The organism is Sphingopyxis bauzanensis, assembly GCF_002205675.1.
In the GTDB taxonomy this organism is placed as follows: domain Bacteria; phylum Pseudomonadota; class Alphaproteobacteria; order Sphingomonadales; family Sphingomonadaceae; genus Sphingopyxis; species Sphingopyxis bauzanensis.
Map to the genome: position 1 here is coordinate 432,286 of NZ_NISK01000002.1, position 13,596 is coordinate 445,881.

Annotated in this window: 13 protein-coding genes; 5 read left to right on the forward strand and 8 right to left on the reverse strand. The window is 63.7% G+C overall.

Annotated features, from left to right (window positions below; all coding sequences use genetic code 11):
* Nucleotides 1–130: 130 nt before the first annotated feature.
* Nucleotides 131–514, reverse strand: a complete 384-nt coding sequence (locus CDQ92_RS08620; RefSeq protein ID WP_229667127.1) for a DUF411 domain-containing protein — start codon at nucleotides 512–514, stop codon at nucleotides 131–133.
* 320 nt (nucleotides 515–834) lie between these two features.
* Here CDQ92_RS08620 and CDQ92_RS08625 point away from each other — a divergent pair, with 320 nt between their 5' ends.
* Nucleotides 835–1,941: an IS5 family transposase gene (locus tag CDQ92_RS08625; protein ID WP_088439640.1), complete on the forward strand. Its 1,107-nt coding sequence runs from the start codon at nucleotides 835–837 to the stop codon at nucleotides 1,939–1,941.
* Nucleotides 1,938–2,270 carry a hypothetical protein gene (locus tag CDQ92_RS08630; protein WP_088439642.1) on the forward strand — a complete coding sequence of 111 codons (333 nt, stop codon included), beginning with the start codon at nucleotides 1,938–1,940 and terminating at the stop codon, nucleotides 2,268–2,270. Before CDQ92_RS08625 ends, CDQ92_RS08630 begins: the two co-directional genes overlap by 4 nt.
* Here the strand turns inward: CDQ92_RS08630 and CDQ92_RS08635 are convergent.
* From CDQ92_RS08635 to CDQ92_RS08655, 5 genes are all read right to left on the reverse strand, one after another.
* A complete protein-coding gene (locus CDQ92_RS08635; RefSeq protein WP_088440985.1) occupies nucleotides 2,267–3,451 on the reverse strand; it encodes a copper resistance protein B in 1,185 nt (394 codons plus the stop codon). The genes CDQ92_RS08630 and CDQ92_RS08635 overlap by 4 nt on opposite strands.
* Nucleotides 3,448–5,241, reverse strand: a complete 1,794-nt coding sequence (locus tag CDQ92_RS08640; protein ID WP_088440986.1) for a copper resistance system multicopper oxidase — start codon at nucleotides 5,239–5,241, stop codon at nucleotides 3,448–3,450. Before CDQ92_RS08640 ends, CDQ92_RS08635 begins: the two co-directional genes overlap by 4 nt.
* Before the next feature lie 95 nt (nucleotides 5,242–5,336).
* Nucleotides 5,337–5,921: an RNA polymerase sigma factor gene (locus CDQ92_RS08645; protein ID WP_088440987.1), complete on the reverse strand. Its 585-nt coding sequence runs from the start codon at nucleotides 5,919–5,921 to the stop codon at nucleotides 5,337–5,339.
* A complete protein-coding gene (locus tag CDQ92_RS08650; RefSeq protein WP_088440988.1) occupies nucleotides 5,918–6,358 on the reverse strand; it encodes a periplasmic heavy metal sensor in 441 nt (146 codons plus the stop codon). Before CDQ92_RS08650 ends, CDQ92_RS08645 begins: the two co-directional genes overlap by 4 nt.
* A complete protein-coding gene (locus CDQ92_RS08655) occupies nucleotides 6,358–6,603 on the reverse strand; it encodes a hypothetical protein (protein ID WP_144035727.1) in 246 nt (81 codons plus the stop codon). The genes CDQ92_RS08650 and CDQ92_RS08655 overlap by 1 nt, the downstream gene beginning before the upstream one ends.
* 163 nt (nucleotides 6,604–6,766) lie before the next feature.
* Here CDQ92_RS08655 and copC point away from each other — a divergent pair, with 163 nt between their 5' ends.
* From copC to CDQ92_RS08670, 3 genes are all read left to right on the forward strand, one after another.
* Complete coding sequence (gene copC, locus CDQ92_RS08660) at nucleotides 6,767–7,150, forward strand: copper homeostasis periplasmic binding protein CopC (protein WP_088440990.1); 384 nt, start codon at nucleotides 6,767–6,769, stop codon at nucleotides 7,148–7,150.
* Nucleotides 7,151–7,154: 4 nt separating this feature from the next.
* On the forward strand, nucleotides 7,155–8,081 hold the full coding sequence (gene copD, locus CDQ92_RS08665; RefSeq protein ID WP_088440991.1) for a copper homeostasis membrane protein CopD: 927 nt from the start codon (nucleotides 7,155–7,157) through the stop codon (nucleotides 8,079–8,081).
* 199 nt (nucleotides 8,082–8,280) lie between these two features.
* Entirely contained in the window at nucleotides 8,281–10,593 is a 2,313-nt protein-coding gene (locus CDQ92_RS08670) for a heavy metal translocating P-type ATPase (protein WP_088440992.1), read from the forward strand.
* A 76-nt stretch (nucleotides 10,594–10,669) separates the two neighbouring features.
* Here the strand turns inward: CDQ92_RS08670 and cueR are convergent, their stop codons facing one another.
* Both cueR and CDQ92_RS08680 read right to left on the reverse strand, forming a co-directional pair.
* Nucleotides 10,670–11,161, reverse strand: coding sequence for a Cu(I)-responsive transcriptional regulator (gene cueR, locus CDQ92_RS08675; protein ID WP_088440993.1), 492 nt, complete (start codon nucleotides 11,159–11,161; stop codon nucleotides 10,670–10,672).
* Nucleotides 11,158–13,593, reverse strand: a complete 2,436-nt coding sequence (locus tag CDQ92_RS08680; RefSeq protein ID WP_444544648.1) for a heavy metal translocating P-type ATPase — start codon at nucleotides 13,591–13,593, stop codon at nucleotides 11,158–11,160. The genes cueR and CDQ92_RS08680 overlap by 4 nt, the downstream gene beginning before the upstream one ends.
* Nucleotides 13,594–13,596 lie beyond the last annotated feature (3 nt).

Below are 13,596 nucleotides of genomic sequence, written 5' to 3' on the forward strand. Positions count from 1 at the left end.
CGCTCTTTTCGGTGCCGGCGCTCGGCAGCGCCGACTCGGCGCTGCATCCCGCCGCGGCAAACGCCAGCGCTGCCGTGCCCATCAGAGCGACACATCTCATCTTAGCTGGCTCCCAGCCCCATCCTGAGGCTCACGCACTAAATTGAGCAACGCTGCCGTCCTTACCAAACGCCATCACATCGAACGCGTCAGTGCTTCCGTTGGGCATTTCCATTCCGGGAGAGCCGCGCGGCATGCCGGGAACCGCAATCCCTTGAACAGCGGCCGGCTTGTCTCGCAGCAGTTTCGCGATATGTCGCATCGGGACATGTCCCTCGATGACATAGCGGCCAACCAGTGCGGTATGGCACGACGCCAGCTGCCCAGGCACACGGTATCGCGCCTTTACCGCCGGCATGTCGCGGCGCTCTTCGACCGTAACCCGATATCCTTCGGCGTGCGCAATATCGGCCCACGCTTCACAGCAGCCGCATGCCGGGTCCCGATAGACGAGCATCGGCACGGCGTCCGTCACCTTGGCCGTCGGGCGTATCGCGGCTGCCTTTGCAACCCGTTCAGCGGGCGAGGGCTTGCTGTCGCACCCCACAAGCGCAACGCCACCCGCCGCCGCAAAAAGCTGGATAAACATCCGACGGTTGTACTGTGATGACATAGCCATGCTCGCTCTCATGTCCGCCGCATTTGAACGACTTCGGACCGTCGCCGCTGTCGGGGCCGTTCGCAGCAGCGGGCCTTGCCCATTTTGTCCCGCCAGACGAGGCTAGCAGGCTGTTGAAAAAGTGGTAGCGCGCGAGGGCTGATCGTGATTCACTTTCCGGGATCTGGAGGTGATCGATGCGCGGTTCTGACGAAGGCACGGGAGCTTTGTTTTCCTATGTTGATATAGAGGCGCGGATAAGGCGGGATCATCCGCTTCGGCAGATCCGGCAGATAACCAATACGGCATTATCGGCGCTGGACGGGGATTTCGAGGCGCTTTACCCGCGCCGGCTCGGCCGGCCCTCGATCCCGCCGGAGCGGCTGCTGCGGGCCATGCTTCTGCAAGTATTTTACGGGCTTCGATCGGAGCGCCAGTTGATGGAACGGATCGAGTTTGACCTTCTGTTCCGCTGGTTTGTCGGATTGGGTGTCGACGAGGCGGTCTGGGACCATTCGAGCTTCAGCACCAACCGGGACCGGCTGCTCAGCGGAGAGATCGCCGCCAAGTTCCTGCGCGCGATTTTGGCCCAACCGAAGGTAAAGCGGCTGATCTCAAGCGATCATTTCTCGGTGGACGGTACGCTGATCGAGGCCTGGGCGTCGATCAAGAGCTTTCGCCGCAAAGATGGGAGCGACGATGACCCCCAGGGTCCGGGCCGCAATGCGACACGCAACTTCCACAAGGAGAAGCGGTCCAACGAGACCCACCAGAGCACGACCGACCCCGAGGCACGGCTCTACAAGAAGGGCGACGGCCAGCCTGCCAGGCTTTGCTATATCGGCCACGCCCTGATGGAGAACCGCAACGGGCTGGTGGTGGACGGCGGCATTACCCAGGCCAGCGGTACCGCCGAACGGGAAGCCGCGCTTGCGATGCTGGACCGGCGCCGACGGCGGCGTCGGATCACATTGGGTGCCGACAAGGCCTATGACGTGCGGCAGTTCGTGGAAGATTTGCGCGAGCGGTCGGTCACCCCCCACATCGCGATCAACGGGCATCTCTCGAAGAATGGCAAGGCGCGCGCGACTGCCATGGATCGGCGCACCACCCGTCACCCCGGCTATGCGATCAGCCAACGCTGCCGCAAGCGCATCGAGGAGGTGTTCGGATGGGGCAAGGCTTCGGCCGGCCTCGCAAAGGTCAAGCTGCGAGGACGGGCCAAGGTCGATGCGGTCTTCACCCTCGCCTTGGCCGCCTACAATCTGATCCGCTTGCCCAAGCTCCTCGGAGCGTTGGCATGAGCCCCGGCGGCAAATGGCGCATCGTCGAGATGCCTGACTTCCCGGCCGATTATCCCGATATGGTCGAGCCAGCCTATATCCTGTTCGAGCATAAGGGCGGAGGCGAGTTTGCCTTTGGCTGCTGCACCGGACACATATGGGAAGCGAGCAGCGCGGAGGCGACCAGGATCGACTTCTCCTGGGACGGCAGCGACGAAATGACCGAAGTATGCGGAGATGGCTCCGCCGAACTCCAGCCAGACGGCTCTCTCTACGGCGAAATCTGCTACCGACACGGCGACGAATATCCCTTCATCGCTCGCAAATGGACTTCTTCAACAGCCTGCTAGAACCAGGTTCGCACCCCCATGACGAAGCTCACGCTGTCGGCATCGTCGCCCGCTGCGCGAGCAAAGCGCGCGGTGTCGCCAAGCTTGCGCGCCCATTCGACCCCGACATAGGGCGCGAATTCCTTCACAATTTCGTAGCGCAGGCGCAGTCCGAGCTCCATGTCAGACAAGCCCGACCCGACCCCGATTTCTGGAACATCCTGCAAAGCGAAGTTAACTTCGGCCATCGGCTGGAGGACCAGCTTCTGCGTGATGCGCTGATCATAATGGCCTTCAAACCGGCCGTGCAGATCGCCCTTGTGGGACAAGAACAGCGCGCCTTCGACCTCGAACCAATAGGGTGCGAGCCCCTCGAAGCCGATCGTCGCATATGTGCGATCAGGCCCCGGCCCGAGATCTTGCCGGATGCCGGCCTGGGCATTGAAGTAAGGGCCGACGGCACGGCTGTAGAGCAATTGGGTCTCGGTCTCCTCGATGCCCTCACCAAAGACGCCTTCGCCTTCGCTCTTGAGGGTCAGTCGGTTGATGTCGCCGCCATACCAGGCCTCGCCGTCCCAGCGAAAACCGTCATGTCCCTTGCGAGCCTGATATTCAGCGAGGTTGAAACTGATGAAGGCGATCTTCTGTGCGCCATTTTCTTCCATCATCGCATGGCGCGAATGCTCCATTTCGGCCTTGGGAAAGATGCGGTCGGCGTACCAGTCGCTCGGCGGCGCGGGCGCGGTAGCGTCGCCCGGCGGCAAGTCGGTGCCGCTTGCCGCGCTCATATCGCCCACGCCCGCCGCGGGGTCCTTCGGGGTGCAATGGCCCATCTTGGCATGTTCGGGCGGACAGTCGGGGTCGGACGGCGCGGCGGTGCCATGGTCCATCGCGTCCATCTCGGGCATTTGCGCACTCGAAGCAGCCGGTTTCGCCTCGGGCGCGCAATGGCCCATTGCCGCATGCTCGGGCGTGCAACCTGCATCCTTGGGATTCATGTCCATGCCGCCATGATCCATCTCGGGCATCGGCGTCGGTTCGGTTCGCGGCGGCGACGCGGGGTGCGGCTTGGCAGCAGGCTTCTCAGCTTCGGTCGGCATGGTCATGCCGGGCATTGACGAATGATCCATCGACTGCGCGGCGACCGGCACGGCGAAGGCCAGCGCAGCGGTGCCCGCGAGGAAAAGCGGCGCGCGGATCATGCGTCGTCTCCCTTCGGACGAACGCTGACAACGCGCATCATCCCGGCGTGCATATGGTAGAGCATGTGGCAGTGAAACGCCCAGTCGCCGAGCGCATCGGCGGTGAAGTCGAAGCTGGCGGTGCCGCCGGGCTGGACAAGGACCGTATGCTTGCGCGGCGAGCGATCGCCCTTGCCCGTGACCAGTTCGAAAAAATGGCCATGGAGGTGGATGGGGTGGCTCATCATCGAATCATTGATGAGGTTGATCCGCACCCGCTCGCCCTCGATGAAGGGGATGGGCTCGTGATGGTCGGACATCTTCACCCCATCGAACGACCACATGAAGCGTTCCATATTGCCGGTGAGATGGATGTCGAGCGACCGCTCGGCGGCGCGCACATCGGGATTTCGCTCGAGCGCAACGAGATCGTGGTAGGTCAGCACCTTGTGCCCGACATCTTCAAGCCCTTGGCCGGGCTCGCCCATGCGGTCGACCGGCATCGGCGAGATCGTCTGGACGCTCGGGTCGCGTTTGACCTGGGGCGCAACGTCGAAATCACGCATACTATGTTGCATGCCGCCGTCGCCATGCCCCATCGCGGCATGATCCGTCTGCGCAGCATCGGCGGACGGGGTGCAATGACCCATCGCGGCATGTTCGGGGGTGCAGGCGGCGTCGCCAGCCGTGCCGCCTGCCATCGCGCCCATGCCCATGTCCTTCATGGTCGCCAGCGGCCGCTCGCGCAGCGGCGGCACTGCGGCAGCCATGCCGGCGCGCGGGGCGAGCGTCGCGCGCCCCATCCCGGACCGGTCATTCGCCTCGGCGACCAGCGTATAGGCACGCTCCTCGACCGGGGTCACGATGACGTCGTACGTCTCGGCGACGGCGATCTGGAATTCGTCGATTTCGGTCGGCACGACATTGAGGCCATCGGCTTGGACCACCGTCATGCGGAGGCCTGGAATGCGCACATTGAAGATCGTCATGGCAGAGGCGTTGATGATCCGCAGCCGGACGCGCTCGCCGGGATTGAAAAGCGCGGTCCAATTGTCGCGCGGGCCATAGCCGTTGACCAGAAACTGGTAGGTCGATCCGTTGACGTCGGCGATATCGGTCGGATCCATCCGCATCGCGCCCCACTCGGCGCGTTCCTTGAGCGACTGGTCCTTGCCGGCAAGCAGCCCGGACAGGGTCTGGCGCTGCATGTTGAAATGGCCGGGATTGACCTTCATCTTGCGAAAGATCGCCTCGGGCGAGAGTTCGCTGTGATCCGACAGCACGACGACATGTTCGCGGTCATATGCGACCGGATCGGCGCCCGCGGGATCGATGACGATCGGGCCATAGTGACCCAGCTGCTCCTGCAGCCCCGAATGGCTGTGATACCAATAGGTCCCCGACTGGACGACCGGAAATTCATACACGAACTGCGAGCGCGGTTTGATCCCGGGAAAGCTGACGCCGGGCACACCATCCATGTGAAACGGCAGGATCAGGCCGTGCCAGTGGATCGAACTATCTTCGTCGAGATCGTTGATCACGGTGAGGCGCGCCGTCTGCCCTTCCTTGAGTCGCACGAGCGGAGCCGGCACCGTGCCGTTAATTCCGATAGCGCGGCTGACCTTGCCATCGATCCGCATCGTCTGCCGCGCGATGCGCAGGCTGATGTCATTGCCCGACACCGTCGGCAGCGGCGCGACAATTCCGGGCGACACAGCCTGCGCCCAGGCCGGGAACCAGGGCGCCAGCGCGGCGACCGTCCCGCCCCCCAACGCGCCACCCACGAAACGACGTCTGTCAATCTGCATAAAATTCCCGATGCTATATGGTCTTACTAGTCATACGCGGCGCACCCGCGCGCCCCTCACGCTCACGACTAAATTCGTCTCGCGCCTGATGGCGGTTACTCTCTCGCATGCAACGACGTTTCGCCGAGCAGGGCCCTCAATTTTGCGCGGGCGCGATAAAGCCGCGTTTCTACTGTCTTTTCGCTTATCCGGAGCAATTCGGCTGTTTCCGCCTGACTGAGTTCCTCGACCCCGCGCAGGATCAGAATTTCACGCAGATTAGGCGGCAACCGCGACATGGCGGTACGAACGCGCGCGAGTTCGGCGCGGTCCGCGGCCTCGGCATCGGGAGCCGGGCCGTCACTTGCGACATCATGGGCACTTTCGAGCGGCAGGGCACGGGCGAAAAATGACCGTACCGTGCGCCGCCGCCCCCAGTCGCGGCACTTGTTGAGTGCTATGCGCGCGATCCAGATCCGGAATGGTCGGTCGGTGTCGTAGCGGCTGAGCGCCGCAAATCCTGCGACAAAGGTTTCCTGCGTCAGGTCCATCGCCTCGTCCGGATCCCCGATATTATTGCGGATCAAACGAAAGACCGGCGCCTTGTAGCGTCGCAGAATTTCGCGATGGGCCAGCTGCTGTCCAGCTTGGGCAAGAGCGGCGAGCTCGCGGTCGCTACATTGCGAAAGGTCGAGACTCACCGAGCATCGGCGGTCAACGCCTGGACCACGCTCTTGTCGAACATTTCGGCCTGCTCGCGATCGAGGACCACCCGCATCGCGAACAGATGCTGGAGCATTTCCTTTTGCAACTCGCCCATCACCCGATGGGTCTCGTCGATCGCCTCGGTGACGCGCGGCCCGTAGCCATGCTCGGCCTCGATCGCTTGCGCGAGCCGGATGTTGGCGGCGCGCATGTCGAGTTCGAGCGCATCGCGCCGTTCCGCGAATTTCGCCTCGATCCTGTCCATCTTCACCTGCTGCGCCGGCGAGAGCATAAGCTCGCTGTGAAGCCGTGCGTGTAATTCGGTTTCGCTGGCACGCGGCGTCTCGACGATGAAGCGACCGGCGAGCACGCCGGCAAGCGCCGCGACGAAAGCAACCAGACCGAACAGCAGTAACCGGCGCGACGGCGTCATCAACGCGCGCCCACTATTGTCGCCGGGGCCAAGGGGCTGGGCGGGATAAGCGGTGTGATCGGGCTTGCCGCCACGGCGGGCGGTACGGCCGCGCTACCGACAACGAAGCCTCCACCAAGCGAGACAAAAGCGGCAAGTGCCAACATCCGCTGCATCGCGGACGCCTCGCGCTGCCGACTCGACAAGGCGGCCAGAATGCGATCATCGAGCGTGTCGAGCGCGCCCGGCACCTTCGCTTCGTTCAAGATCCGGAGTTCGTCCATTGGTTTTTACTGCTAGCCCTTCCAAAGATCATACGCGCACGATCCCATCATCCCTCAGAATTAATCCGACGATCAGGCGCAGATTTTCCAAGGGCCGGGCTCCTGATTTGCGTATTAGCAGGACAGACCCAAAATTGGAGCATTTATGATCAAGTCCATTCTTCCCGCCGCCACGGCAGCCCTTGCGCTCCTACTCGCCCCGACGGCGGCAAGCGCCCACGCGAAACTTGTGGGTTCGACGCCTGCCGCGAATGCGACCGTCTCGAAGGTGACCTCCGTCGGCCTTCGGTTCAACGAGAAGGTCATCGCATCGACGGTAAAGGTCGAGCTCGTGATGACCGGAATGCCGGGCATGGCCAATCACGCCCCGATGAAAATTGCCGTGACGCCGATGATGGGCAAGGACGGCAAGTCGATGTCGCTTTCGCTGAAGCGCGCCCTTGTTCCCGGGAGCTACAAGGTCAAATGGGCGGCAGCGGGTGCGGATACGCACCGGATGGGAAGCGAATTCAGCTTCACCGTAAAATAGGACCATGGCCGACCTCATTTTGATCAGCATCAGGTTCGCGCTCTTTGCGAACCTGATGCTGATCGTGGGGCTGGCCGCGTTCATTCTTTATGCGCTTGATCCAGCCGAGCGCGAGGAAGGCGCTATGGTGACGGTCGTTGCCTGGCCGCAGACATGGCTCTGCGGCGGCGGTCTGGTCCTCTCGTTTTCAGGCATGGTGGTCCTCACTGCCGATATGCAGGGCGTCGGCATTTTTTCCGTCGATCCCGCGATGTTCACGCAAATGATCCGCGACACCGACGTCGGGACGGCGTGGCTCGCCCGCATGGCGGCTCTGTTCATTGCCCTTGCGGCAGCGCGTTCCGTCGCCGCGCGTCCGGCGCCGAGCGCTTCCATGCTGGCAATTGCGGGATCGATCGCGCTGACGACGCTTGTCTGGTCGGGGCATGCCGGTGCAAGCGAAGGAACCGCCGGAGCGCTGCATCGGATCAACGACGCCCTCCACATGATCGCCGCCGCCGTGTGGTTTGGAGCGATCGCCGCCTTTCTCCTGCTGATGCGTCCGCGACCCGAACCGGGGTCCGAGCGGCTGGACTGCGCTGCGCGAAGCCTGGACCAGTTTGCCCGGGTCGGTACGATTTGTGTTCTCATCATCGTCGCCACCGGGCTGGTGAACAGCCAGATGATCGTCGGCGTACCGAACATCGGCCGCTCGGTCGCCACGCCCTATGGCCAGCTCCTCCTTGCCAAGCTGGGACTGTTCGCTTTGATGCTGGCTCTCGCCGCCGCCAACCGATGGCGCCTCACCCCGGCGCTGAAGGTTGGCATCGACGAGGCGAACCCCGGCGCGGCGATCCGCGCCATACGCAAGAGCCTGATTCTCGAAGGGCTCGCCGCCGCGGCAATCCTGGCCCTTGTGGCCTGGCTTGGAACGCTCGAGCCCGTCCCGTAACCCAGCACAGCTTGACCAGTTCGCCGGCTGATGCGCATCATTGCAGGGGATCGCGGCATCCCCCGCCTATAATCGAAAACAGGCCGATGAAACGAGCGGCGCTTGCCCCCGGGTTTCCGCAGGCAAGCGACCGGAAGCGAGTGGCACGTCGCGGTCGGATTCCTCCGAGCCCCGCGCGGGCATCTGGAGGCTTTGGACAATGGATCATCAGCATCACGGCTGCGCGTGCGCCAGTGACCCGGTGTGCGGTATGGAGGTCGACCCCGCGATCGCGGAGCACCACACCGCCCATGCCGGTGTCGAGCATTATTTCTGCAGTGCGGGCTGCCAGAGGAAGTTCGAATCCGATCCGGCACACTATGTTGGCGTGAAAGCTCCAGCGCAGGCAGTTGCGCCCCTGGACGCAATCTGGACCTGCCCCATGCACCCGGAGATTCAGCGTCCGAAGCCCGGAAGCTGCCCAATTTGCGGGATGGCGCTGGAACAGCTCCTGCCGTCAGCAACAGCAGGTCCGAGCGCCGAATATCGAGACATGCGTCTGCGCTTCTGGGTCGGACTCGCGCTCGCCTTGCCGGTATTCGTGCTCGAAATGGGCGGACATCTGACCGGGCTCCACATGTCGCTTGGCCGCGAAACGAACAATTGGGTCCAGATGCTGCTCGCCACCCCCGTCGTCCTTTGGGCCGGCTGGCCCTTCTTCGCGCGTGGTTGGCAGTCGGTGCGAAACCGCAGCCTCAACATGTTCTCGCTAATCGCGATGGGGACTGGGGTCGCGTGGCTCTACAGCATGGTCGCGGCGCTGGCACCGGCCATCTTTCCCGCCGCGTTCCGCGCTGCCGACGGATCGGTTGCCGTCTATTTCGAGGCCGCCGCGGTCATCACCGTCCTCGTCCTTCTCGGCCAGGTGCTCGAATTGCGCGCACGCGAGACGACGAGCGGGGCGATTCGGGCGCTGCTCGACCTGACGCCCAAGCTCGCAAGGCGCCTGCGCGCCGACGGCAGCGACGAGGAGGTCACCCTCGAAGAGGTCGGGGTCGGCGATATATTGCGTATCCGGCCTGGTGAAAAAATCCCGGTCGACGGCCTGATCACCGAGGGACGCGGAACGGTCGACGAATCGATGGTGACGGGCGAGTCGATGCCCGTCACCAAGGATATCGGGGCCGCGCTGATCGGCGGCACGATCAACCAGACGGGGGCGCTGCTGATGCGCAGCGAGAAAGTCGGGCGCGACACGATGCTCGCCCGCATCGTCCAGATGGTGGCCGATGCGCAGCGCAGCCGCGCGCCGATCCAGCGCCTCGCAGATAAGGTGTCGGCATGGTTCGTTCCCGCCGTCATCGCAATTGCCTTAGCCGCTTTTGCGACCTGGTCGCTGCTCGGCCCCGCTCCCGCTATGGCCTACGGACTGATCGCCGCCGTGTCGGTCCTCATCATCGCCTGCCCCTGCGCGCTCGGCCTCGCCACGCCGATGTCGATCATGGTGGGCGTGGGCCGCGGTGCCGAAGCCGGTGTGCTCATCAAAAATGCCGAGGCACTCGAGCGGATGGAAAAGATCAATACGCTGGTTGTGGACAAGACGGGCACGCTGACCGAAGGCAAACCGTCGGTCGTCGCGATCGAGGTGGCTGAAGGATTTGCTGAAGAGCAAATCCTGCGTATCGCTGCAAGCCTCGAGCGGACCAGCGAGCATCCGCTCGCGCATGCGATCGTCAAGGCCGCGGCCGATCGGGATCTCGAACTCAAGGAGCCGTCGTCGGTCGATCAGCCGATCGGCAAGGGCATTATCGGCATCGTTGAGCAGCAGGTCATACTCGCCGGAAACGCAGGGTTCCTGGCGGACCATGACATCGATCTTGACGCGCTCGCAGGCACCGCAGACCGGTTACGCAGCGATGGCGCGACCGCAATTTTCCTTGCGATAAACGGCGTAGCTGCCGGGGTCATAGCGATTGCCGACCCGGTCAAGGAGACAACTCCTGACGCCCTGCGGGCGCTGGGCGAGGCCGGGATCCGCGTGATCATGCTCACCGGTGACAATCGCCGGACGGCCGAGGCGATTGCCCGCAAGCTCGGCATTTCGGACATCGAAGCCGACGTGCTGCCGGACCAGAAGAGCGCGGTCGTCATGCGGCTTCGGGCGGAAGGACGCGTCGTCGCCATGGCGGGCGACGGCGTCAACGATGCGCCCGCGCTTGCCGCTGCCGATGTCGGGATAGCGATGGGTTCGGGCACCGATGTTGCGATCGAGAGCGCCGGCATCACCTTACTACGCGGCGATCTCATGGGAATCGTGCGGGCGCGCCACCTCAGCCAGGCCACGATGGGGAACATCAGACAGAATCTCTTCTTCGCTTTCGCCTATAATGTTGCGGGAATCCCTGTCGCGGCAGGTATACTCTACCCGACCTTCGGCCTCCTGCTGTCGCCGATCATTGCGGCCGGCGCGATGGCACTCTCCTCGGTCAGCGTCATCGCCAACGCGCTGCGGCTTCGGTTCGTTCGCATCTGACCGCAACGATCAGGGCATTCGACGCAAGAGACCCGTTCGGTGTGCAGGAAAGGTGTCAAGAATTTCGGAGGTCAGGCTAGAGTGTAACCTTCGCCGCGCCGCCATGGTGCCGTGCGGATTGCCCACCCGGCCTACCAAAGCGTTGCGGTTCGCGCCGTTTCGGGCGCAATGAATCCCCATCATTCTCCGCCAATCCATCGATGATCGGGCATTCGGGCCGATCGTCGCCGTGGCAATGATCCGCAAGCGATTCGAGGGTTCGCACCATGGCTTCGATTTCAGTCATTTTTTCTTTCAGTCGTTCGATATGCCCAAGCGCGAACGACTTTACGTCGGAGCTGGCCCGGCTCCGATCGGCCCAAAGGTCGAGCAGACCACCGATCTGTTCTACCGTGAACCCAAGATCGCGCGAACGCCGGATGAAGCGCAGCCGGTGGACGTCGGCGTCGTCATAGTCGCGGTAGCCCGAATTGTGGCGGGCCGCTTTAGGGATCAAGCCCGTCTGCTCATAGTAGCGGATCATCTTCGTCGAGACGCCAGACAGTTTAGAGGCGCGGCCGATGTTCATGATGCCTCTCCCTCGGCCCTTTCATGGGACGCGATCACCGGCTGAAAGACCCTCAGCCGGAGTGCGTTGCCTAGCACGAAAATGCTCGACAGGGCCATCGCGCCCGCAGCGAACACCGGAGACAACAGCGTGCCGCTCAGCGGATAGAGCACCCCGCCCGCCACGGGGATCAGCGCCGCATTATAGCCGAACGCCCAGAACAGATTCTGCCGGATGTTCCGGATCGTCGCTTTCGACAGGGCGATCGCGTTCACCACGCCGCGCAGATCGCCCGACATCAGCACCACATCGGCGGACTCGATCGCGACATCCGTACCCGTGCCGATCGCGAGGCCGACGTCGGCCGCAGCAAGAGCAGGGGCATCGTTGATGCCGTCGCCGACAAACGCGACCTTGCGGCCGCCCGCGCGAAGCCGATTGAGCGCTGCGACCTTGCCGTCGGGCAGCACCTCGCCGACCACTTCATCGATCCCCAGCGCGCGCGCGACGGCGAGCGCCGTCGCCTGGTTATCGCCCGTGATCATTGCTACGCGGAGCCCCAGCGAATGGAGCGCTCGGATCGCCTCGGGCGTCGTGTCCTTGATCGGGTCGGCGACGGCAATCACCGCCGCAAGCTTGCCGTCAATTGCCGCATAGAGTGGCGACCGGCCCTGCGCCCCGAGCTCGCTGGCCAGAGCGGCGAACACCGACACATCATGGCCCAGCCCGATCATGAACCGGTCGGCGCCAACCTGCACCTCATGGCCGCCGACGCGTGCCGATACGCCAAAACCCGGTATGGCCTCGAACGCCTGGGGTGACCGGACGGAAAGATTTCGCGCTTTGGCGGCGGCCACGATCGCTTCCCCAATCGGGTGCTCGGACTGTGTTTCGACGCTGGCGATCAGCGCCAGCACCTCGTCATACTCAAACCCGGGTGCCGGCTCGAGGTCGGTCAGCTCGGGGCGGCCTTTGGTGAGCGTTCCGGTTTTATCGAGCGCCACGACGGTCACGTCGCGCAGCGTCTGAAGGGCTTCGCCTTTGCGGAACAAGATGCCCAGTTCGGCGGCGCGCCCGGTGCCCACCATGATCGACGTTGGGGTGGCAAGCCCCATCGCGCAGGGACAGGCGATGATCAGCACCGCAACCGCGTTGACCAGGGCGAAAGTCAGCGCCGGATCAGGGCCGAAGACAAGCCAGACCGCAAAAGTCAGCGCCGCGATTCCCATTACGGCAGGCACAAACCAGGCGGTCACCTTGTCGACCATCGCCTGGATGGGAAGCTTCGACCCCTGTGCCTGCTCGACCATGCGGATGATCTGCGCCAGGACAGTGTCAGCGCCCACGTTGGTCGCGCGGAATGTGAACGCACCGGTTTTGTTGATGGTCGCCCCGACGACGCTCGCGCCTGCGGACTTGGCGACGGGGACGGGCTCGCCGGTAATCATCGATTCGTCGACATAGGAATTACCATCGACGACCTCGCCATCGACCGGCACGCGCTCACCCGGGCGGACCTGAACGATATCCCCCGTACGGACGTCGGCGAGTGCAATCTCGATCATAGTGTCACCGCGCGCGACACGCGCGGTTTTGGCCTGGAGCCCGACAAGCCGCCGGATCGCCTCCGATGTACGGCCCTTCGCCTTGGCCTCGAGAAAGCGGCCAAGCAAGATCAGCGCGACGATCACCGCCGCGGCTTCATAATATACGTTTGCAGTACCCGGCGGCAGGACGCCGGGGGCAAAAGTCGCGACCAGCGAATAGCCCCAGGCCGCCCCCGTCCCCAGCGCGACCAGCGCGTTCATGTCGGGTGTGCCGCGCAGAATCGCGGGTATTCCCTTTTGGTAGAAGCGCAGCCCTGGACCGAAAAGCACAAGGGTGGTGAGGGCGAACTGGATCAGCCAGCTCGTTTGCATTCCGATCGTGCGCATGATGAAATCATGGACCGCGGGTATGAGGTGCGAGCCCATCTCCAAAGCAAAGACCGGCAGCGCCAGCACGGCTGCGAACAGCAGCGAGCCGCGCAGGCTGCGCAGCTCCTGATCGCGCGCCAGGGCTTGCTGGTCGGATGGTGCGCCGTCGATCGCGATTCGGCGGGGCTCATAGCCGGCCCCGCGGATCGCGGCCTCCAGATCTTCCACCGATGCGACACCGCCATAATAGCGGATGCTTGCCTTTTCGGTGGCCAGATTAACGGTGGCGGCGATGACGCCCGGAACCCTGGCGAGCGCCTTTTCAAGATGGCCGACGCAAGAGGCGCAGGTCATGCCTTCGACGCGGAGGTCGACCGCGGTTTCCGGTACTTGATAACCGGCGCGTTCGATTGCCTCCACAACGGCTCCGGCATCGGCACTGCCCGCGAATATCACGGCGGCACGTTCCGTCGCCAGGTTGACGGTGACCTTGGAGACATTCGGCAGTTTCGCGATCGCCTTTTCGATATGGCCCACGCA